The following is a 22873-nucleotide window of genomic DNA, read 5'->3' as shown; positions in this document are numbered from 1 at the left end:
CGGGAAGATCAGTTCGAAGAACAGTTCTGCGTCTGTTTTGATATTTTGGTGAACTTTCACTTTTCCTTTTTGATCGAGGATGCAGACATACATTTTCCGGGCGTGCAGGTCGATGCCGCAATAGTACGTGTGCTGTTGTTTGTAAAAATTCATGGTGTGCCTCCTTTGGGTGAAGGGTTACAGGAATCTTGGCAGATTTCCATATAACACCTTCACCTGAGGGAAGGCCATAACTAGTATCAAATCGTTGCACTTGACTGCCAAAAGCATGCAGCAAGTGAACTCACCGTTAACCCCAAATGGAATAAACGAATTATGCCTGTTTCATTCGACGATATTGAAAATGCATTCTTTTTTGTGAGCATGGATCAGCAGTTCATGCATAACGCATACCTATGCAAGGAAACAGGGGAAATATTCTATACTTCGGAAATTGGTGATTCGGATGAACTTCCGGAAGACATTGATGATCCGGATAAATATATAGCCATCCCTCATAAAAATGAACTCGATCTTGGCAAAGCTCTCGTAATCGAATTTACATTGGAATATATACCAGAAGAGTTGGATGGGGTGTACTCAATCTTTCGCCGCAAGGGTGCATATTCAAGATACAAAGAACTTCTGGAAAGCAAGGGTGCTCTTGAAGATTGGTATAAATTTGAAAACGAACGGCAGAAGATGGCTCTTAGGGAATGGTGCCGGGAAAACGGCATCGAAACCGTGGGTTAACCTGCCGCTTCACCAGATGCGAAGAAGCCTGGCACTATATCGGAGATTTCGCAGTTGGGCGCTATTCTTGCCGCGCGCTGGCGTTTGGCGTTCTATGGCAGAAAAAATACCACTTGTATTGAGATTCAATTAGGTATAAAATTGAGTCTCAATTGGAGGTGTAAAATGAAATTCTTGAGTGTGAGAGATTTAAAAACAAAATCATCACAAGTTTGGAAGGAACTGCCAGGGCAAAAGGAAATGGTCTTGACAAGTAACGGCCGGCCCATTGCCCTTCTTTCATCAATTAATGAAAATAACCTTGAGCAGGTTCTAACTGCATTTCGACGTGCCCGTGCGACGAATGCCGTGGCATCAATTCAATACGAGTCCACTCAAAAAGGGACCGATAAGATATCCATGGATGAGATCAATGATGAAATCGGAATTATAAGGTCTAAACGGAAAAAATGAAAATCGTATTGGACACAAATGTTCTTGTCTCTGGTTTGCTTACTCCCTTTGGTCCGAGCGGTGAAATTGCTCGGATGGTATTCTCAGGTGAGCTTATATTGTATGTCGATGCCAGAATACTGTCAGAATACCATGATGTTCTTCACCGCCCAAAGTTTAACTTTAACAAAGACCATATCGGCACATTGCTTGACTTTATAAAGCAATATGGCCAGTTAATTTCAAGTTCGCCGCTTAAGAACCGTTTGCCAGATCCTGACGATGAGCCATTCCTCGCAGTTGCTATCTCCGGAAGGGTAAGATCTTTAGTCACAGGAAATACAGCCCATTATCCTTCGCCATTACGTGAAGGGATAGATATTTTTTCTCCCTCTGAATTTATTGAGTTTTATAGAAAAAGGGTAACCCAAGTCCGCTCTTGACTCTTTTTCATAGTATTAAGAGTCAAAGGGCAGGTTTTATCCCAAGATACCCATGAATCATTCAAACGACACGCATCGCAAGTCAATCGGCTACATCCTTTGGATCTTCGGGTTCATGGGCGCCCATCGGTTTTACTACGGCAAACCGGTTTCAGGGACTATTTGGTTTTTTACTTTGGGGCTCCTCTTTATCGGCTGGATTATCGATCTCTTTCTTATCCCGTCTATGGACCGTCAGGCCGATATCAGGTTTCGCAGCGGTGATCTCGATCACACGGTTGCATGGATTTTGCTGACGTTTCTCGGATTATTCGGTATTCACCGTTTTTATATGGGAAAGTGGCTTACGGGGATAGTGTACCTGCTGTCAGGCGGCATCTTCGGCCTCGGGTATCTGTATGATCTTTGGACCCTTAATGATCAAGTCTCACTGATAAACAGCAGAGCTTGACCCCATTACGGCACCACTATCCCCGATTCGAAATATAATATGAAAACAAACATTCACCAAAATTCAACTAATAGTGTATTAAACATATTAAAAAGACCCTTACCGAGGCACATATGGCACACTCCGGGCTCTTAGATTCTCAGAGGTAAAGATAACAAAGAGGAGCATAAAAAAATAAAATTATAAATCTTGGCCTATTGTTTATTGGATATAATTAGAAATAAGGGGGGTTGATGTTTGCTTATCGAATAATCTTGACAATGTGTTTTACAATTTTTCTTTCTTCCTGCATGGCAAAACCTGTTCTTATTGGAAAGAGTGATTTGTCCAGGGAAATTAAACAAAAGGCCCCTATTGTCAATAAAATTGATATTTCTCCAGATGGGCGGCATGTCTTATCTGGAAGCTTTGATTCTTTTATACTCTGGGATATTTCTCAAGGACAAAAAATACAAACTTTCGCGCACCCTAAGGGATTTGCCGGTGACACAACAGCAGTCGCTTTTTCACCTGATGGAAAATATTTTGCTTCGGGAGGCAAAGGGACAAAACTTTGGGATTTGGCTACAAGACAAGAAATAAAGACATTTGATGACAATAGAGGTTTTTCCATAACTTTTTCTCCAGACGGTAAATATATTCTATGTGGCGGTCCGCCCTCTGACCTTGCTTTATTTTCTAAACCCAAACCGCCAACCATGAAACTCTATGATGTATCAACAGGAGAAGAAATAAAAGATTTTAAATTACAAAAAAATATCTGGTCAGTTGCTTTTTCTCCGGATGGGAAATATGTCTTGTCAGGCGGCAGCGGCGGCAAAATGGATTTATGGAATATATCAAGCGGGAAGGCTATAAGAACGGTGGAAGCAAGTGGTGGTTTTATGGATCCACGCGTCAATGCGGTTTCTTTCTCTTCAGACGGCAAGCATGTTTTGTCGGGTGGATCCGATAACACCGTCAGATTGTGGAACGCAAATAATTTAACACAGCTAAAGAAATTCGTCGGTCATGATAGTTTTGTCGGAATTAGCTCTGTAGCTTTTTCTCCGGATGGGAAATATGCTTTATCGGCGGGATATGACAGCAAGATAATAATGTGGGATTTAGTGCCAGGTTCTGAATGGAAAACATTTACAGGACATACCGGCATATCCGGCACTTCGGCAAAATTTTTCCCCGATGGCAAATTTGTATTATCTGCAGGCGATGCTTCTACAAGAATATGGAATGTTTCTACTGGGGAAGAAGTTGCTTCAATGATTGCTTTTGAAGACGGCGAATGGATTGTTACAACAGCAAATGGTTATTACAGCTCATCCCCTAAAGGCGACCAGTATCTTCAGGTGAGAGTCGGCGATAAGGAATACAGCATCGAACAGTTACGGGAAAGTTTTTACCGTCCCGACCTTGTCGAGGTTGCACTTTCCGGCGGGTCTTTGAGGGAACTCAAAAACATAGCCGATATAAAACCTCCTCCTGTTGTTGCGATAGTTGATACACCCAAAAGCATTGATAAGAATGAAGCCTCCGTAACCTTGAAAATTATTGATGCCGGCGGAGGGATCGGCGATGTCAGGCTTTATCTCAACGGCTCTGCTGTTATGCTGGACAGTGCAAGAGGTGTAAACGTTGTCGCATCTAATCAGAACGAAATCTATAAAACATATCAACTGAAACTTTCCCCTGGCTTGAACTCAATAAGAGCTATCGTATTTAATGCTGATAATACCATGCAGAGCACAGATGCTATTCAGGAAATAACAGCATCATATAAATTAATTCAAAAGCCTTCTCTCTATGCTCTTGTAATTGGTATCAACGAGTATAAAAACCCCAAGCTCCAGCTTAACTTCGCTGTCGCCGATGCGACCCTATTTGCAGAAACTCTTAGTAAGGGCGCTTTATCTCTTTTTGATAAGGTGGATATAAAAAAGCTTTCCACAAAAGAAGAAACGACAAGGGAAAACATCTTAAATGAACTTAAGTTCATGCAGGCGTTAAACCCCGATGATTTGTTTGTCTTCTACGTAGCAAGCCACGGAACAGTTGACGATGGCGAGTATTTCCTTATTACTTCAAATGTCGGCTCTTTATCTACAGCAAAACTAAAAACGGACGCTGTAAGTCAGAACACACTAAAAGAACTTGTGGCGAATATACCTGCAACAAAGAAATTAATCGTGATCGATACATGCAGTGCCGGCAAATTAGGAGATGCAATACAGACTGCAATGCTGACCAGAGGCATGAGCGAAGATACGGCCATGAAGGTTCTGAGCCGTGCAGTCGGCTCGACCATTTTATCTGCCTCGACCTCTCTTCAGGAGGCGCTGGAAGGTTACAACGGGCATGGGCTCTTTACCTTTGTGCTCGCGGATGGTTTGAACGGCAAGGCTGATAAGAGCAAATCCGGCTTTGTCAAAACGACGGAACTGGCTGATTACGTGGACAATGAAGTGCCTGTGCTGGCAGAGAAAGTTTTTAAACGGGCGCAGTATCCAACAATTTCCATAAGCGGTCAGGGCTTTCCGATTGGGAAGGTCAGGTAATGGGGGGCTGGGGCCGGTCCACGGAAAGTATCTGATATCATATGAAATAGTTTTCATATTTGTTGATGTCCAGAAATGGAGTCGTACCATGAAGTTAAATGCCGGCCTTGTGGGGACATTGCTTAAGGATTATCAGGCAAAGATCAACCGGCGGGAAATCACCAATTATGCGGCTGCCGTCCAGGACAATAACCCCAGATATTTTGATGACAGGGGAGATGCGGAAATCGTATCCCACCCAATGTTTGCAGTGGCCGTCACCTGGCCTGTTTTGAGCCGGCTGGAAACCTACATTGACGCCAAAGAATTTCCAAAAGAAGTTTTAATGACCCAGGTGCACTATTCAGAGCACCTTGTTTTACATCGCCTGATCCGGCCCGGAGATGAACTGTCATTAACCGGAATCTTACAGGCCCTTTTACCCCATCGGGCAGGGACCCATGCCATTATCCGTCTTGATGCTAAAGACAGAAATGGGGACCCAGTTTTCACTGAATATATCGGCGCCATGCTGCGAGGGGTAGACTGTGGAAAAGGAGGCAGGGCAGGGGAAATTCCTTTGCTTCCGGAAAATGATAACGAGACAGAAGTCCTCTGGGCATCAGACATTCACATTGATCCGCTGCGCCCCTATATTTATGACGGATGCAGCAACATCGAATTTCCCATTCATACTTCACCAAAGTTTGCCGCGATGGTGGGGCTGCCGGGGATTATTTTGCAGGGGACGGCGACCCTGGCTTACGCGGTCCGTGAACTGGTCAACAATGAAGCTGATAATGAGCCTGCCAGGATTGCCGAGATTGCATGCAGATTCAGCGGAATGATCCGGCCCGGAACCGATATTAAAGTGTGTTGTACCGGAAAGAAATCCCATGAACATTTTACGGATGTTTTTTTTGAGGTTTACAACAGTGAAGGAAAGAAAGCGATTCGTGCAGGATATGTCAAAATAATGAAAAAGGAGGTGAAATGAACACTACTGAAAGATTGCCGCTTGTTAATTCCTACATTGATAAATGGGCCAAAGAGCAGCCGGATTCGATAGCCATGGTTCAACATGAAGACGGCAGGGAAATCACCTATAAGAAGTTTAGCGTATTAATTGATTTTTTTGCATTCAAATTAATGGACATGGATATTCAAAAAGGAGACCGGGTGGCAACACAGCTGGTATTGCTTCCGGAACATATGGCGCTGATGTATGCCTGTTTTAAAATCGGGGCGATTATTGCCCCGCTGGATGTCCGCCTGAGTGAAAATGAAGTGGTCCGGGACATCAACAAGATTGAGGCCAAAGCCTTTTTCTTTTTAGGACAAACCCCTGTCCGTGATTTCAGGATGATTGGAAAAGCGGTTCAAAAGGGATGTCCGTCCGTAAAACATCTGGTGCAATTCACGGCTGATCCGAAACCCGGGGAGATTATCCAGGGGGCGGTAAGCATTTCCGATCTCATGAACAAGATCCGCCTGGTGTGGTTGAAACTGACGGATATATTCACAGGAAAACTTAAAAAAACATATCAACAGGCGAATACAAGAACCCCGGCATTAATCATTTATACCACCGGCACGACCGGAGAACCCAAACCGGCTGTGTTGTGCCATGAAAATATCATTGTTCAGAACCAGATACTGGAAAGGGGCATTGATTATAAAGGTGATAAAAAAGATTTTTCAATCCTTGTGAATCTTCCTCCGAGTCACGTGGGATGCGTCACGGAAACATTTATGACCACCATGTTTCTGGGCGGAAAAGCCGTTCTGCTGAGGATATTTGACGTCAAAGCCACCCTGGAAGCCATTGAACGCCATAAGATCAAGGTGATCGGGCAGATTCCCACCATGTTTCGAATGCTCTGGAATTTTCCGGAATATAAGAAATATGACCTTTCAAGCCTTGATTTTGTTGCTTATGCCGGATCGGCGGTTGACACGACTTTTCTAAAAAAACTGTCAACCATGGCCCCCAAATTCGGAACCGGCATCGGGATGACGGAAAACGCCGGCTTTGCGACCTTTACCCCTGCCGGTATATCCCTTGAGGAGATGGCAGGGCAGGTGGGGCGGGCCTTTCCTGATCTGGCCGCGGTATCTGTTCGAAAGCCCATGGAAGCGGACGGATCTGCGGGAGAAGAATTGGCGGATGGAGAGATCGGGGAAATCTGCTATCATCCGCCCATCGTGTTTTTAGGATATTATAATCAGCCCGAAGAAACAAAAAGGGCGGTTTCAAATGAAGGCATACTGTATACCGGAGATCTGGGATATTTTAAACAAATGGGCGGTTATAAAGCGTTGTATCTTTCCGGGCGAAAGAAATTTGTTGTCAAACAAAAAGGCTACAATGTCTTTCCGGGAGAGGTTGAAGAACATATTGCCCAAATGGAAGGCGTTGATGCTGTGGAAGTGATCGGCATGAAGCATCAGCTTTTTGACGAGGGAATTTTTGCCTTTGTCCGCCCGCTGCCGAACGTCAGCCTGAAAAGCGAGGATGTGATGGCGCACTGCAAATCCATCGCTTCCTATAAAAGACCGCAGCATATTGAAATATGGCCGTCCAATAAAGAGCTGCCGTTGACCCGGAGCACAAAAGTGGACAAGCTCAAATTAAAAGAACAGGCTCAATTAATTGTTGAACAGTTAAGGACGAAAGGGAAATGGGATGCAATCCCTGAAGGATGAGCGAGATGTAAAATGTGTGACGCCCTCAGCGGGGTTGGGGCCGAACCATGGGAAGTATCTGACATTATTCAGGCTTTCTATAAGAAGTGAGTGCTAAGTCCGCCCACGATGGTCCGATCCTTCAATTTACTCAATCCATAAACGTTGTGCCGTAACTGAAAAGGGGTCAACATGCCGAATGGAAGACCAGGCGATCATCCGTTAACAGACATTACAGCCCACAAGATCCTGACATACTCCCGGCGTGCAGACAGTCTAATGCGAAAACTGCACAAGGTTGTTTCGCCGGCCATTCTCTGGAAATTTCTGTATTTATTGCAGCGAGAAGGGGATACGATCCGTGTTCAGGGAACGGAAAAGCGGATAACAATCCGGGAATTCGAGGATATCCTTGCCGATCTGCTGGGTTCAGCCGAAGCGCTTGCCAGGCAGTTCAAGTCGGCAGAGCAGGCGATCAAGAAGAAATAGGCTGCGCGATAACCGGATGCATGCGATTAAAAGCATCAGTCTCGCGGCCTTTTCATCAAGGTTTCAGTTCGATAAGAAACCTATGGATTTGGACAGGCGTTTACAATTCTCACAGCCCCTTGGTTCCCATCGCCAATGCCGGAATATCCCTGTATTTCTTTAACTGGTTGACTCCATGTGTATTCCTATTTATTCTGGTGCCGGGGATCCTTCTGCGGATCTAATATAAGAGCGAAGGCTCTTCGGGGTCGGGGGGGTACGCTGAGTTTGCTGAATAACGGAAGCGGTTGTTCCCGGCAGCTTGGTATTAACTTTAAATCAGGAGGGATCAGCATCATGAAAATAAATCCGGATTTTGTTTCACCTTGCGGTCTTTATTGCGGCGTCTGTGCTATTTATATCGCACACCGTGATCATAATCAGAAATTCAAGGAGCTGTTAGTGAATCTCTACAAGGGAGGCGTTTCCGGCAAAGGAATTCTTCCCAACAGCGAAAATCTTTCAGTAGAAGATATCCGATGCAACGGGTGCTTATCTGATGATCAGTTTATACATTGCAGGCAGTGCGAGATCAGGGCATGCACCCAGGAAAAAGGTTACACCGGGTGCCACGAGTGCGATGACTTTCCCTGCCGGCATATTGAAAACTTTCCCATGGCTGTCGGCAAAAAAGTTATTTTAAGGGCGATACCCTATTGGCGAAAGGTTGGTACTGAAAAATGGATTCAAGATGAAGAAGCCCGTTATATTTGTCCGGAATGCGGCCATAAGGTTTTCCGGGGCGCTGTAAAATGTAATCAATGCAAAGTGAAGCTGGACCTAGACTAGTTTTTTTCGAGAATAAGCTATTTCATCTATAGATTACAAAGACTATATTGAACTAGGAGTTTCCTTTTTATTTAAAGCCGATAAAGTGGGCATGCCACGACGAATATGTATTGTTACGCTTTTTAACGGGCGCCATAGGATGCCAGCATGAACCCGAGAGTAAAATTAGCAGCAGCTCAAACCCCGGACGGCGGCGAGATGGTGCTGTATCAGCATGACCGTGATTTCCTGATCCGGATCAACGGCCAGGATTTGATGCACAGCCGCCAGCATGAGTCGGAACTGGCGCTGGCGCAGCTGGGTTGTGCGCATCTGGCCGACCGCGAAGCGCCCAGCATCCTCATCGGCGGTCTGGGCATGGGCTACACCCTGCGCCAGGCCCTGGATATGCTCAGCCCCAACGCCCAGGTTATGGTGGGTGAACTGCTGGATGCCGTGGTCGAATGGAATCGTGAATTTTTCGGAAAACTCAACGGCCGGCCCCTGGGGGACAAACGCGTCGACCTCAAGACAGGGGATATCGTCGAGCTTATCTCACGTTCCAAGGGGAGATTCGATGCGATCCTGCTGGATATTGATAATGGCCCCAGCGCGATAACCGATTCGGCCAACCGCCGTCTGTACGGTCGCGAAGGCATTCAGGCCTGTTGCCGCGCATTGCGCGAACAGGGGTCTCTGGCGGTGTGGTCGGGCGAGCCGAGTAAAAAATTCGAACAGCTCTTGATGAACTGCGGTTTGCATGTGCGCCGTTTTCGAGTCCCCGCCTACAAGGGGAGTAAAGCGAAGTCGCGTTTTGTGTGGGTGGCTTCAGAGGACAAGCTTGTCCTGCCCCCCGGCGGCGGCGAGCCGCGCCTGCCGCCCAAGAACGATTCGAAGGGAAGCCGTAGACGATCCAGAGGGAGACGGTAGCCCCAGGGGGCAGTTCTCCATATTTTAAACATGACAGCAACATAAGTGGACGCCATGCCTCGAACCAGACTATACATGGCCCCTATGAAGGGGTTTGCCGACTATATTTTCAGAAGTGCGTTTGCAGACCATTTCGGCGGGTTCGACCTGGCGGTGGCGCCGTTCATCGCCAGCAAACAGGATCGCCGCATCAAGCGAAAATACGTTAAAGACGTCCTTCCGGAAAACAATACCCGCATGCCGGTTGTGCCCCAGATTCTGGGCAAAACCCCAGCGGATTTTATCTTTCTGGCCAACTACCTGTATGACCTGGGGTATGACACCGTCAACTGGAACCTGGGCTGCCCTTTTCCCATGGTGGCCAACAAGCAACGGGGCTCCGGCATGCTGCCCCACACGGACCGGATACAGGCCTTTCTCGACAGGGTCATGCCCGAACTGCGAGGTTCGCTTTCCATCAAAGTGCGGCTGGGATGGAAAGAAAGCGCTGATCTCTTCAGGCTGCTGCCGGTGATCGACCCATACCCTCTATCGGAAATCATTATTCATCCCCGGACCGGGCTGCAGCGTTACCAGGGGCCTGTGGATCTGGACGCCTTTGAAGATTGCCTGGCCGTTACGCGCCACCCGGTGGTTTACAACGGAGATATCCGAACGGTTGATGATTTCAGGCGGCTTTCCCGACGCTTCAGCCGTGTCCATGCATGGATGATCGGGCGCTGGTGTCTGGCCGATCCTTTTCTGCCGGTTCGCATCACAACAGGCGCCGATGATATTCCGGATAAAATCCGTCGGATGCAGCGGTTTCACGAGGACCTGTTTGAGGCCTACAACCGCTTATTGGATGGCCCTTCCCACGTGTTGGGCAAGATGAAAGGATTCTGGCAATATTTTTCACTGCCCTTCGAAGACAGCAAAAAGGCAATGAAAATAATCGTAAAAACGCGCCGACCGGATCAGTACCTGGCGCAGGCAAATTTGTTTTTCGAGACCCAGGCGCAGTTGCGCCTGCCGGAGGTGGACCTTTCGGCTTGAAATATTTTTTCAGGAGACCCGGGAGATGAAAAACTTCAATAAGCGCTATATATTGGCCCTTGACCAGGGAACAACCAGTTCCCGTGCCGTACTGATAGATAAAAGAGGGACGATATTTGCCACCGCCCAGAAAGAGTTTAAACAACTCTTTCCGCAACCCGGCTGGGTCGAGCACGATCCCTTTGAAATATGGACCAGCCAGGTTGAAGTGGCCCGGGACGTAATCAGAAATAACGGCGTCGACACGAATGCCATTGCCGGGGTCGGCATTACCAATCAGCGGGAGACGACGGTTGTCTGGGACCGAAGTACCGGCAGGCCGCTATATAACGCGATTGTCTGGCAGGACAGACGCACATCGGAATTTTGTGACGAATTAAAACACCGGGGCCTGACAGAAACAATTCGGCAGAAGACCGGTCTTTTAATTGACGCATATTTTTCCGCCACCAAGTTAAAATGGATACTGGACAACGTCATCGGAGCGCGGGTCCTGGCGGAAAAAGGCCGATTGGCTTTCGGAACGATTGACACCTGGCTGATCTGGAACTTAACCGGGGGAAAAATCCATGCTACCGATGCCACCAACGCAAGCCGAACCATGCTTTTCAATATCCACAGCCTGACATGGGATGACGCGCTTTTAGATATTTTTAATATTCCGCCATCCGTTCTGCCGGAGGTGAAAAGCAGCAGCGAGATTTATGCGGAAACCGCTGCGGGTGTCTTTAACGCCGCTCTTCCCATCTGCGGGATTGCAGGGGACCAGCAGGCCGCCCTTTTCGGGCAGATGTGCGTTAAAGCAGGCATGATTAAAAATACCTACGGTACGGGCTGCTTTATGATCATGAATACGGGAGATGCGCCGGTCGTGTCCGAAAACAACCTTCTGACAACGCTTGCCTGGGTCATGGGCGGCAAAGCCACCTATGCCCTTGAAGGCAGCATCTTCATCGGCGGAGCGGTTGTCCAGTGGTTGCGGGACGGCCTAAAAATCATAAAAGAATCAAAGGAAGTTGAGGAACTGGCCCGCGCAGCAAAAGACAACGGCGGCGTCTATCTCGTGCCCGCGTTTACGGGCCTGGGCGCGCCCCACTGGGACCCGTACGCGCGGGGAACCATCGTCGGCATTACCCGGGGCACCACCCAAAGCCATATTGCCAGGGCTGCCCTTGAATCCATAGCGTATCAGACCAAGGATGTTCTGGATGCGATGACGGCGGATTCACATATCCCGGCCAAAGAACTAAGGGTCGATGGCGGCGCCTCAATTAATCGACTGTTAATGCAGTTCCAGGCCGATATATTGGGCATCAAGGTGATACGCCCGAACATTCTGGAAACAACGGCAATGGGTTCGGGTTTTTTGGCCGGATTGGCAGTGGGCTTTTGGGAAAGTTTAGATGAGATTAATTTGCTCCGGCAAAAAGACACGGAATTTCTCCCGGGCCTTGATAAAGACATCGTGCAACCATGGTTAGACAACTGGAAAGAAGCGGTCAACCGCTCGAAAAACTGGAGCAGGTGACAGGCCTTTGCGGGCCGGACCCCGCTAACAGATTGAACCGCCCCGGCGGGCGCATGCCCCGTCCCGCCGGGGCGGGACTGCAGGGTGTCAATCCTCTCACATTTCTCAAGATCCTCCCCACCACCGATGCTGCAATCCCACAGGCGGCAGCGTACAACGATTCAGGTTGGCCGCAAAACATATAAACCGACAGAATAATATATCGCCCATTTCTGAGCGCCGCTGCGCCGTGGAGGCTGAGCTGGATGACGGTTCAATCGTCGGAGGCAAAGCGACTAAACCACTGCGCAAATAGCCGGGCGCGTTATTTGCGTGAACCGATATATTCAGGTTACACCATTGTCTTCAACCATGTGACACCTGGGGGCGCACACGTGGCGCATATTTTTATAAATTATAAATTATCTTAACATGTTGATCAGTTTTCCGGAAAGTTTTAAAAAAGGCATGACAATTGCATTTGGTTTGTAATCGAATATTAGTCTGTAACTATTTGCGAAATAACAGTTATCATGCCGGCACCACTTCCGGTGGTTGAAATAAATTTTGAGGCCAAACGGAAGGGCAGCCCACATAAGGTGAACTATGCATTTGGCAACCCGCTCAGCCCTGCAAAACAGCATTCCAGCATCCCCTCTATCGGATAGCCAGGCGTATCTGAGGGACAATGAAATCTGCATTGACCTGAAAGGGCCTGATTATCCGCAGCAACTGCTGAATTTTCTGGAATTGATCCTTAACAATATCTACTCCGGCGTTATCGTCTGCGACCGTGATACCCGCATAATTTTCATCAATCAAGTCTACGCGGATTTGCTCAAGGTGGATCGGCACAAGGCCCTGGGCCGAAAAATTCATGATTTTTTTCAGGCGTCCAGATTGAGCCGGGTGATTGAGTCCGGTCAGGCTGAGCTGGGTCAGCGTTGCGCGCTTAAAACGGAAATGCCGCTGCTGGTGAATCGTATTCCGCTAAAGTACCAGGGCCGCAGCACCGGTGCCATCTTACAAACGGTTTTTCGTGATTTCAATCAGTTTGCCGATCTGGTCAATCAGTTCAACCTACTTGAGAATGAATGTAAATTCTATAAAAAAGGGTTAAAAAGTCTTCTGGTCGCCCAATACAACTTCCAGTCCATTATCGGCCAGAGCGCGATCATCAATGACGCCAAAAACCTGGCTGAAAAATATGCACAGACCGATTCCCCTGTATTGATCACCGGTGCTACCGGATCCGGCAAAGAACTTTTCGCCCATGCCGTTCACAATGCCTCCCCCCGCCAATCCGGGCCGTTTGTTTGCCTCAACGCTGCGGCCATTCCGCGCGAACTGTTGGAGTCGGAAATATTCGGCTATATGGCCGGCGCTTTCACCGGTGCTTCCAGCAAGGGAAAATCCGGAAAAATCGAGTTGGCCCATCAGGGAACCCTTTTTCTCGACGAAATCGGTGAACTGCCGGTAGACGCTCAGGCCAAGTTGCTGCGGGTACTGGATACCCGAATGCTGGACAAAATCGGAAGCACCAGCTCTATTCCGGTAAATTTCCGCCTGGTGGCCGCGACCAATCGCAATCTGCCGGAACTGATCGCCAGACGCCGCTTTCGTGATGATTTGTATTATCGCATGAATACCATGCTAATTACAGTTCCGACCTTGGCGGATCGGCCGGAAGATATTCCGCTTCTGGTTAACCATTTTTTGAAATACCTGGGTCGTACGGAGCTGCAACCCAGCAAAAAAGTGTGGCAAATCCTGAATAAACATGGCTGGCCGGGGAACATACGTGAGTTGAAAAATGCTATTGAACGGGCCGTCAGCCTGGCTGCCGGCAAGGTTATTGACGTTGAACACTTACCCGATAACATTATCGCTTGCGAGAAATCGGAAATACGCCTGTCAGGAAAATCGGACACCGCTTTAGCAGATGAAATGGCCGCTTATGAAAAGGCCCTCCTTGAAAGCCGTCTTAAACATTGCAACCACAATATGTCCCAAGCCTCCCGGTCGTTAGGCGTGTCCCGATCAACACTTTATGAAAAATGCCGCAGATACAGTCTGCTCTAGCCGATTTACGGTTTTGAAGCGCATGCGTCTTTAGTCTGGTTGGCCCTTAAATTAAATTCCAAGAGCGGCGTGACCGTCCGTTCTCCCTCAACAAATAAATCCTCTCAAATCATCTCGCCTACGCGGTTTTTGCTCAGGCACCCAGTATGAAGATCCGTACATGTCCGAAATATCGGGCACTTACCAGAAGAACAAAACAATGTTTGGCTGATTACGCACAACCCCTTTAAAAACATAATCAACCAGATAATACAGTTAGTTATAAGCCCGATAGGGTTTTATTTTTAACGATGGCACGCGTTTTGCTTAAGACATATAGCGAAAGACAATTTACAGCGACCCGTTTCCTCAATCCTAAGGAGAATGTGTTTATGAATTCTGTAAGAGTTTCAAAAAAAGATTTTATCATCCCACGCTGCACGCTGACCTGTCCGGCTGAAGTGGATGTACCGCGCTATATTCGTGCGGTAAAGGAAGGCCGGTATGATGATGCCGTAGCGGTCTTGCGGGAGAAACTGCCTATACCCACAGTTTGCGCGGATGCCTGTTTTGCACCCTGTGAAGATGTGTGTGCATACAAGCAGTTTGGCGACCCGATTGCCATTCGGGCCTTGAAGCGCACAGCCGTGGATAATGGTGGCGATGCCTGGAAGCAACGTCAGCAAAAGACTCCCGTAACCGGAAAATCAGTGGGCGTGGTCGGAGCCGGCCCGGCCGGTTTAACGGCAGCTTATTACCTGGCGCTGCGGGGCCATGCTGTAACCCTGTATGACATTTTCCCCCAACCCGGAGGCATGTTGCGCTACGGAATTCCGCGCTACCGGCTGCCTCAGGAAAGGCTGGACAAAGATATTCAGGTCATCATGGATCTGGGCATAACGTTCAAAGGCGATACCACCATCGGTCGGGAACTCAGCCTCAGTCAATTGCGGCAGAATTGCGACGCTGTGTTTATTGCCACAGGCGCCAATTCTTCAGCCCGAATTTCGCTGGAAGGCAAAGAAAAAAAAGGAGTCATCTGGGGCTGGGATTTTTTGCGGGATGTTGCCTTGGGGCACACCCCGAAGGTCGGCGCTAAGGTGGCGGTGATCGGGGGTGGAAATGTGGCCGTGGATGTGGCCCTGACCGCCCGGCGTCTGGGAGCCCGCAAGGTCAGTGTCATTTGCCTGGAATCCCGTGAAGAAATGCCGGCCCATCCCTGGGAAATTAAACTGGCCGAAGAAGAAGGGGTAACTTTTCTCTGCGAGTGGGCCCCCAGGCAGGTTTTAGGAGATGACTGCGCCTGTGGTATCGGTTTGATGCGCTGCGTTTCCGTTTTTGACGATGCCTGCGTCTTCAACCCTTCTTACGATGACATGATCACCAACAAAATTGATGCCGACACCGTTATTTTGGCCATCGGGCAGGCGCCTATACTGGATTTCGTCAAGGAACATTCCCGTATTAGCGTCAAGGGCAGCCGTATCAGCACCGATGACAACCTGGCCACCGGGGAGCCGGGCATTTTTTCGGGTGGCGACGTGGTCACCGGACCGAAGTCAATCGTCGGTGGAATTGCCCAAGGCCGAAAGGCGGCAGCGGCGATTGATCGGTATTTGGGGGGAACAGGCGAGGTTGCGGAACAACTGGCCCCGGCTGAAGATGACATCGTGCTGCCGCCCATGGAACGAGTTATTCGTCAGTGCAATCAGATGGCGCATCTGGCCCCCTGGGAACGCCAGGGATTTGAGCAGGTGGAACAGGGTCTGGCGCCCGATCAGGTCAGCGCTGAAGCCAGCCGTTGCCTCAACTGTGATGCGCGACAATTTGAAGTCATTCTGGATACCGAAAAATGTAAAGAGTGTGGCTATTGCAAAGAAGTTTGCAGCGTGGAAACCTTCGGAGCAGCCGATTTCTTCAATGGCAAGGGCTACCGGCCGATGGTGGTCAAAAGAGCCGACTGGTGTGTCGGTTGTTTCAAATGCTTTTTCGTCTGTCCGGATTTTGCCATTAACGTTAAAGAACTAACCGCTTGATCGGCTGGAGGTTTACACTATGAAACGATATTTGGAAACAGGGAATTTCGCGATTACGGAAGGGGCACTGCTGGCCGGCTGTCGCTTTTTCTGCGGATACCCGATTACACCGGCAACGGAACTGGCCGAAGCCATGAGCAAACGATTGCCCCAAATCGGCGGCGTTTATCTGCAGGCCGAGGATGAATGCGCGGCCATGCATCTTTGCATCGGGGCTTCACTGGGCGGCATGAAAGCCATGACCGCCACGTCAGGACCGGGCTATATTCTGTATGCCGATCCTTTTGGTTGGGCGATTGGCTGCGAAATGCCCCTGGTGGTTCTCAACTCCGGACGGGTGGGGCCGGTCAGCGGCATTACCGGTGCGCCCGGCCAGGGCGAATTCTATTTAACCCGCTATCCCACGCAGGGGGGCAATTTCGAAAGCGTGGTGCTGGCGCCCAACTCGGCCCAGGAATGCATGCTGATGGTCTGCGAAGCCTTCTACCTGTCGGAACGCCTGCGCATGCCGATTACGGTTCTGGCGGATCAGTTGATTACCGACGGTATGGAAGACATTTCCGTGCCTGAAAACGAAGCTGAAATGAAGGAAATGGGTATCCGCACCTATCCGCGCAAACACCACGCTGGCCCCGATTTTTACCCCCATACCGATGCCTTGGACATTCCGCCCGTGCAGATGGGAATCGGTGCAGGCGGCTTATGTTCGGACTGGACGCCGACTCCGGAAGGCTATGACATCGAAGAAGTTTCCGATCATCATAAGCATGCCTATCGTTTAATCTACAAGGTCCGTAACAATCGAAGCCTGTTTAACCATCATTATGAAAAGAAATTCATGGATGATGATCCGGATCTGGTTGTGGTCTCTTATGGCACACCCTCCCGCGTGGTTAACACGGCCGTGGGAAAAGCCCGATCACAGGGTCTCAAGGTCGGGGCCTTGCGCCTTATCAACCTCTGGCCCTTTCCGGATGAGCTTTTCAAACGCGCTACCACATACCTGTCGGTGGAACTCAATTGGGACGGAGAATTGGTCCGGGAAGTGCAACGTGCGGCTTCCAAGGATTCCAAGGTTCATTTTCTAGGGTCCTGCGGCGACCTGCCCACCATCCCGGATTTGCTGGAAACATTTGAAAAAATCTTAAAAAACCAACCCTTGGCACGCAAGGATTGGGTTTTGGAGGTCTGGTAATGGCAACACAATATAGCTCATCGGCCCTTGTGGACAATTATTTGCGAAAACGCAAAATTCCCAGCACTGCATGTTCCGGTTGCGGATTGGGAATTAACCATAAAATCGTAATTCAAGCCATAGAAGAACTACACCTGTCCGTTAATGACATTGTCTGGGGCACATCCATTGGGTGTGCCGGACGACAGACCTTTGCCACCTGGCAGGGAGACGGGTTTGCCGGCACCCATGGCAGGGCGTATGCCATTGCCCGGGGGCTTCGAATCGCTCTGCCGCGCGATAAAAAAATCATTCTGACCGTGGGAGATGGTGACGCTTTCGGCATCGGCCTGTTGCATCTGATTCACAGCGCCCGTTCCAACGCCGACATGACGGTTATCGTCAACGACAACCTGGGATATCAGTCCACCGGCGGCCAATTCGGTTTTACGACGCCCCAAGGTGTCAAAACCGATTCCAGCCCCTACGGCATGTTTGAGCATAACCTCATGAGCGAAGGCATGGACGTCATGCACATCCTCAAGGGTGCAGGGGCAACGTTCCTGGCGCGCCACGTCTGCATGGATGGTGCGGAAGCCGTTGAATCCGTTAAAAAAGCCATTCTCAACCCCGGCTTCTCGCTGGTGCATATGCCCTATCCGTGCCCGACCAATTTTGCCTCGCGTCACCTGGGATCCCGGAATGCGGTCAATATTTTCAACTGGATGAAGGAAAGAAGCGCGCCCCTGGGCAAGGAAACGCCCGATACCATCTGGGCCACCGGAATCTATCACGACGCCGTCGGCTCGCGATCCGAATTTTCGGATCATATCTGGAGCACAGTCAATAAAATCAGGAGGACAGGTGCGTTATGAAAGAAAGATTTGAAATTGTAGCCAGTGGCTTTGGCGGCCAGGGCGTTGTCCGATTGGGACAGATTCTGGGAGAAGCAGCGGTCAAGGAGGGCTTGCGTGTGACCATGCTCAAGAGTCATGGCACCGAAATGCGCGGTGGTTATGTTCGCAGTCAGATCGTGTTGTCCCATAAAGCCATCGACAGCCCCATGTGCGAAAATGTTGACATCTTCATCGCGCTTTCTTCAGCAGCATACAACCGGTTTAAAAATACGGTGCCGGAACCGGGCCTGATCCTCTACGATCCGGCCTTTTTGGAAGCCATCGATGAGAGTTTGCCCTGTCGGCAGAAAGCGCTGCCGGCCAAGCAGCTGGCGGTTGACAACTTCGGCAAACCCATTTTCAGCAATACCATCGCATTGGGGGCCATGGCCAAACTGCTGGAAGGAACCTTAAAAAAAGAGGTTATTTTAGAAAGTATTCTGGAAATCATTCCCAAGTACCAGGATGAAAACCGCAGGGCGTTTCAGATCGGGTACGACCAGATGTAACTTTGAAACTTGAAACTTGATGGACTTGTAAAAAATCGAAAATGCGTCTTTATCGTCATTCCCGCGAATGCGGGAATCCAGTGATTTCAAATGGTTCTGGATGCCTGCCTTCGCAGGCATGACGGGATTTAGGACTTTTTACGAATGTGTCAAACTTTATGTTTAAAACTGAAAACTTGGGTGGACTTTCTCTAAATTTTTTCTTCCAATTTTTCCAACTACGAAAGAGACTGTTATGACGGGATGTAGCGTATCGACCAAGTTAATCACCGTGAAAGCGGTTGTGGCCACCTACATCAAGGAAGGCTGTCACATCGGCTTTGGCGGGTTTTCACTCTGCCGGAACGCGATGGCAATCTCGCATGAGATTATCCGTCGGAAAATCGGCCGACTGCACATTTCAAGCGTTAATCCATCCTATTCGGTGGACATACTGATTGGCGCCGGACTGGTGCAGTCGGTGGAGTCGGGTTGCCTGAACATGGAGAGATTGGGGTTGCCGCGCAATTTCTGTCGGGCCGTGGAACAGGGCCAGGTTAAGTCCGAAGACTACGATCATCTGAGCATGACGCTACGCTACCTGGCCGGAGCGATGGGCATGAGCTTTATTCCCACCAAGGCCGGCCTGGGTTCCGATATCATGCGACTTCAAGTGCTGCCTCGAAAAAAAGTGGCCGAAACCAATTGCCCCTTTAGCGGCGAAAAGTATCTGCTGTTTCCGGCCTGTACACCGGATGTGGCGGTAATTCATGTCACCCGTGCTGATGAACAGGGGAATTGTCAGATAGACGGCACTTTTTTCGCCGACGAGTACATTGCCAAAGCTTCAAAAACGGTGATCGTGGTGGCCGAACAGCTCGTGCCCACGGAGGTCATTCGCGCCAGTCCTCAGAATACGGTGATACCCGCCTATCGCGTGGATGCACTGGTGCATCAACCCCATGGCGCCTATCCCACATCGGTGCCCGGCCTTTATGACTACGATTACGAGGCCCTGCAGGATTATCAGGCCCATGCCCGCAAACCGGTAAGCTTTCAGGAGTACCTGAACCGCAATGTTTACGCGTTTGAAAGTTTCGAAGAATATCTCGATACCGTTTTATCACTGGGCCGCATGCATAAAATCGCCTGTGATCCCCGTCTGGGTTATTCACCCTGGGTCGCCGAACTGGTAACGACCGGCGGCCGCACGGGTGCGCTTCCGGAAGGTTACACCCGCAATGAAATGATGATTGTGGCCGCAGCGCGCCAGTTCATAGACGGAGAGATCGCCATCATCGGCACGGGTCTGCCCATGGCCGCCTGTACCCTGGCCATGTCCACCCATGCACCAAATTTGGAGTACATTGTGGAAACCGGCATCGGCGGCATTGACCCCCGGCATGCCTGCCTCTCAGTGGCCGATACGCGTCTGTACGGGGCGGCCAGACCGTCTTTTGTAAGCAACACGCTGGATGCGCTGGGATTTTTAGTGCAGCGGGGCCTGGCGGACGTGGGGTTTCTGGGGGGGGCGCAGATCGACCAGTACGGCAATCTGAATGCGACCGCCACCGGTGACTACTTAAAGCCTTCCAAGCGTTTTCCGGGCAGTGGCGGCGCCAATCCCATCGCGTCCTGCGCCAATCGCCTGCTGACCATCATCGTCCATGAGCGCCGGCGTTTTCTGGAACGGGTGGAGTATATCACCAGTCCCGGCTTTCTTACGGGCGGCAATTCGCGCTGGGAGGCCGGTCTGCGTGGGAAAGGGCCGGATCGCGTGATCACCGATCTGGCGATCATGGATTTCGAGCCGGAAAGCAAACGAATGCGGGTGGTTTCACTGCACCCGGGCGTTACCCGCCGGCAGGTAGAGGAAGCCACCGCTTTTGAAATGTTGTTTTCCGACGACCTGGTCGAGACGCCGCCGCCGACCGAAACCGAGCTGAGCATTTTGCGCAACCGCATCGGGCGGGTGTATCTGGGCGGCTGACACTATTCGGCAAAAATAGGTTCCAGATGAGTTTTTGACACCATAGACTCGACTGTTTTTTATAAAAAATGGCGCATCGTTCTTAGAGGAGAATCAAAATGGCCGAGTTTTTACACTATTTTCCGCAGGCATTCTCCTGCGTTAACCTGGTCACCCTGGTACTGGGGGTCATCGTGGGGCTGGTCCTTGGCGCCACCCCCGGTTTGAGCCCCACCATGGCGGTGGCCCTGCTGGTGCCCTTTACCTTTCACATGGATGCGACCGCAGGGCTCATCCTGCTGGGTTCCGTTTATACGGCCAGTGTCGCCGGCGGGGCGATTTCCGCTATTTTGATCAAGATACCGGGTGCCCCCGCCAACATTGCCACCCTGCTGGACGGCTACCCCATGGCCCAGCAGGGCAAGGCGCAATCCGCGCTGAATATCTGTTTTATCAGCTCTCTAATCGGCGGTCTCTTCGGCATGCTGGTGATGATTCTGTTCACCCCGCCCTTGGCCGCGGTTGCCCTGGAATTCGGCCCTTCGCATATGTTCTGGGTCGCTGTTTTCGGCATCACGGTCATGGCCGGCCTGGCATCGGGATCGATGGCCAAGGGGCTGATCGGCGGTGCGTTCGGCCTGTTGATTTCCACGATCGGCTACAGCCCGATTCTGGGGGTTCCCCGCTTCATCTTTCATGACGTCCTGGTGGGGGGGGTCGCTATCGTGCCGGCCCTCATCGGGCTATTCGCCATTCCGCAGGTTTTTTCCATGGCGGAGAAACTGAATCAAGGCAGTATTGAACATCTCGCTTACAAGCCGGAAAGAGGGGTCCTGTTGAAAACCATCGTCGAGAACCTCAAGATGGTCAAAGCGCTGAGCATCGGATCCGTCGTCGGCGCCATCATCGGTGTGATCCCCGGCGCCGGCGGGCAGGTGGCCGGTCTGATAGCCTATGACCAGACCCGGAAATTTTCCAAAAACCCCGAAAGCTTCGGCACCGGCAACCCCCAGGGGGTGGCGGCGGCGGAAGCGGCCAACAATGCCATGGTGGGGCCGTCCCTGATTCCCCTGCTGACGCTGAGCATTCCCGGAAGTCCGACGGCGGCCGTCCTGCTGGGAGGGCTTTTGATTCACGGCCTGTTTCCCGGGCCGGATCTTTTTCTCAACTACCCGAATGTAACCTATACCTTTATCGGCAGCATGGTGCTGGCCCAGGTCGGCATGTGCATTTTCGGTATTCTCCTGTCCCGCTACAGTTACGTGGTCATGCGCGTCAGCCATCTTTACATGATCGCGGCGGTAAGTGTTCTGGCGGTATATGGAACCTACAGCGTGCAGAACAGCTTCGATGACGTCATCGTCATGTTTTGTCTGGGAACACTCATGTACGTGGGCAGCAAATTCGGATTTTCGGCGGCTCCGGTGGTACTGGGGATTATTCTCGGGCCCATTGCCGAGGATAATTTTCTCAAGGGCAAGTTGATCGCCGATACCGATGTGGGGATGTTTACCTATTTCTTTGTCGATCGCATTAATATCATCGTAATTGTGCTTTGCCTGGTTTCGATTGCCTATAGTATTTACAGCGAGGTCCGCATGCACCGGCGGCAGAAAAGCGGCCGGCCGGCGGAGGATTCCGGGGGGGCGCCCAATCTCGTTAAAAAATGGGACGCCAGCGCCGCCCTGGTTGTCCTTGCCGCATCAGCGGGGCTTTATGCAAGTCTGTCGCTGATCAAAAACCCGCGCGCGATCATTTTTCCGCGCATCATCATTCTGGTTGTCGGTGCGTTGGCGGTTCTGCTGCTGGTGCAAACCCTCCTGCTGCGCCTGTCCACCGCCGGGAAGCACCCGGCGCCCGTGAAGGAGAAGGCTGCCTTTCCCTGGGGACCGGTGTTGCTGGTACTGATCGCCATGCTGCTGTATCTGGCCATGCTGCAGAATGTGGGCTTTTATCTGTCCACCTTTCTGTTTTTTACCGGTTTGGTTTTTGCGCTTGCCGGCAAACCGGTCTGTTTGCCCAAAGGAATTAAGATGACAGGTTCGGCCTTTGCCTTCACGGCCGTTCTGTTCATCCTTTTCAATACGCTGCTGAAGGTTCAGATGCCCCGGGGAATTTTCCTGTAAACGCGGCCGGCGGCATTGCGCGTGCGATGCCGGCGCGGTCCGTTGGGACAGACAATAGACACGTAAGGAAATGCGTTTAAT

At 50.4% G+C, this 22873-nt stretch carries 20 protein-coding genes; 19 read left to right on the top strand and 1 reads right to left on the bottom strand.

Annotated features, from left to right (window positions below; genetic code table 11):
* Nucleotides 1-153 (bottom strand): IS110 family transposase (locus P1P89_02750; protein MDF1590410.1); only part of this gene is annotated, 153 nt, incomplete at its 3' end.
* 162 nt (nucleotides 154-315) lie between these two features.
* On the opposite strand from P1P89_02750, the gene P1P89_02745 reads away from it, so the two are divergent.
* From P1P89_02745 to P1P89_02655, 19 genes are all read left to right on the top strand, one after another.
* Nucleotides 316-732: a UPF0158 family protein gene (locus P1P89_02745; protein MDF1590409.1), complete on the top strand. Its 417-nt coding sequence runs from the start codon at nucleotides 316-318 to the stop codon at nucleotides 730-732.
* Nucleotides 733-786: 54 nt separating this feature from the next.
* Complete coding sequence (locus tag P1P89_02740) at nucleotides 787-1185, top strand: type II toxin-antitoxin system Phd/YefM family antitoxin (GenBank protein MDF1590408.1); 399 nt, start codon at nucleotides 787-789, stop codon at nucleotides 1183-1185.
* A complete protein-coding gene (locus P1P89_02735) occupies nucleotides 1182-1607 on the top strand; it encodes a putative toxin-antitoxin system toxin component, PIN family (protein MDF1590407.1) in 426 nt (141 codons plus the stop codon). Before P1P89_02740 ends, P1P89_02735 begins: the two co-directional genes overlap by 4 nt.
* 52 nt (nucleotides 1608-1659) lie before the next feature.
* Nucleotides 1660-2058, top strand: a complete 399-nt coding sequence (locus P1P89_02730) for a TM2 domain-containing protein (protein ID MDF1590406.1) — start codon at nucleotides 1660-1662, stop codon at nucleotides 2056-2058.
* Nucleotides 2059-2291: 233 nt separating this feature from the next.
* On the top strand, nucleotides 2292-4610 hold the full coding sequence (locus P1P89_02725) for a caspase family protein (protein ID MDF1590405.1): 2319 nt from the start codon (nucleotides 2292-2294) through the stop codon (nucleotides 4608-4610).
* 88 nt (nucleotides 4611-4698) lie between these two features.
* On the top strand, nucleotides 4699-5586 hold the full coding sequence (locus tag P1P89_02720) for a MaoC/PaaZ C-terminal domain-containing protein (protein ID MDF1590404.1): 888 nt from the start codon (nucleotides 4699-4701) through the stop codon (nucleotides 5584-5586).
* Nucleotides 5583-7295 (top strand): class I adenylate-forming enzyme family protein, encoded by a 1713-nt coding sequence (locus P1P89_02715; protein MDF1590403.1) that lies wholly within the window; start codon nucleotides 5583-5585, stop codon nucleotides 7293-7295. Before P1P89_02720 ends, P1P89_02715 begins: the two co-directional genes overlap by 4 nt.
* A 171-nt stretch (nucleotides 7296-7466) precedes the next feature.
* On the top strand, nucleotides 7467-7763 hold the full coding sequence (locus P1P89_02710; protein MDF1590402.1) for a hypothetical protein: 297 nt from the start codon (nucleotides 7467-7469) through the stop codon (nucleotides 7761-7763).
* A 336-nt stretch (nucleotides 7764-8099) separates the two neighbouring features.
* Nucleotides 8100-8591, top strand: coding sequence for a DUF3795 domain-containing protein (locus P1P89_02705; GenBank protein MDF1590401.1), 492 nt, complete (start codon nucleotides 8100-8102; stop codon nucleotides 8589-8591).
* A gap of 147 nt (nucleotides 8592-8738) precedes the next feature.
* Nucleotides 8739-9500, top strand: a complete 762-nt coding sequence (locus P1P89_02700) for a hypothetical protein (protein MDF1590400.1) — start codon at nucleotides 8739-8741, stop codon at nucleotides 9498-9500.
* Nucleotides 9501-9554: 54 nt separating this feature from the next.
* Entirely contained in the window at nucleotides 9555-10535 is a 981-nt protein-coding gene (locus tag P1P89_02695; protein MDF1590399.1) for a tRNA-dihydrouridine synthase family protein, read from the top strand.
* 25 nt (nucleotides 10536-10560) lie between these two features.
* Nucleotides 10561-12063 (top strand): glycerol kinase GlpK, encoded by a 1503-nt coding sequence (gene glpK / locus P1P89_02690; protein MDF1590398.1) that lies wholly within the window; start codon nucleotides 10561-10563, stop codon nucleotides 12061-12063.
* Nucleotides 12064-12648: 585 nt separating this feature from the next.
* On the top strand, nucleotides 12649-14124 hold the full coding sequence (locus P1P89_02685; protein MDF1590397.1) for a sigma 54-interacting transcriptional regulator: 1476 nt from the start codon (nucleotides 12649-12651) through the stop codon (nucleotides 14122-14124).
* Between the two features lie 371 nt (nucleotides 14125-14495).
* Complete coding sequence (locus tag P1P89_02680; GenBank protein MDF1590396.1) at nucleotides 14496-16139, top strand: FAD-dependent oxidoreductase; 1644 nt, start codon at nucleotides 14496-14498, stop codon at nucleotides 16137-16139.
* Between the two features lie 19 nt (nucleotides 16140-16158).
* Nucleotides 16159-17334, top strand: a complete 1176-nt coding sequence (locus P1P89_02675) for a hypothetical protein (GenBank protein MDF1590395.1) — start codon at nucleotides 16159-16161, stop codon at nucleotides 17332-17334.
* Nucleotides 17334-18188, top strand: a complete 855-nt coding sequence (locus P1P89_02670; protein ID MDF1590394.1) for a thiamine pyrophosphate-dependent enzyme — start codon at nucleotides 17334-17336, stop codon at nucleotides 18186-18188. The genes P1P89_02675 and P1P89_02670 overlap by 1 nt, the downstream gene beginning before the upstream one ends.
* Nucleotides 18185-18718, top strand: a complete 534-nt coding sequence (locus P1P89_02665; GenBank protein ID MDF1590393.1) for a 2-oxoacid:acceptor oxidoreductase family protein — start codon at nucleotides 18185-18187, stop codon at nucleotides 18716-18718. The genes P1P89_02670 and P1P89_02665 overlap by 4 nt, the downstream gene beginning before the upstream one ends.
* Nucleotides 18719-18953: 235 nt before the next feature.
* Nucleotides 18954-20687: a hypothetical protein gene (locus tag P1P89_02660; protein MDF1590392.1), complete on the top strand. Its 1734-nt coding sequence runs from the start codon at nucleotides 18954-18956 to the stop codon at nucleotides 20685-20687.
* Nucleotides 20688-20785: 98 nt separating this feature from the next.
* Nucleotides 20786-22792, top strand: a complete 2007-nt coding sequence (locus P1P89_02655; protein MDF1590391.1) for a tripartite tricarboxylate transporter permease — start codon at nucleotides 20786-20788, stop codon at nucleotides 22790-22792.
* Nucleotides 22793-22873 lie beyond the last annotated feature (81 nt).

This window comes from Desulfobacterales bacterium (assembly GCA_029211065.1).
GTDB lineage: Bacteria > Desulfobacterota > Desulfobacteria > Desulfobacterales > JARGFK01 > JARGFK01.
The sequence above is the reverse complement of the archived record's forward strand: the minus strand, read 5'-3'. Positions and strand labels throughout refer to the sequence as shown.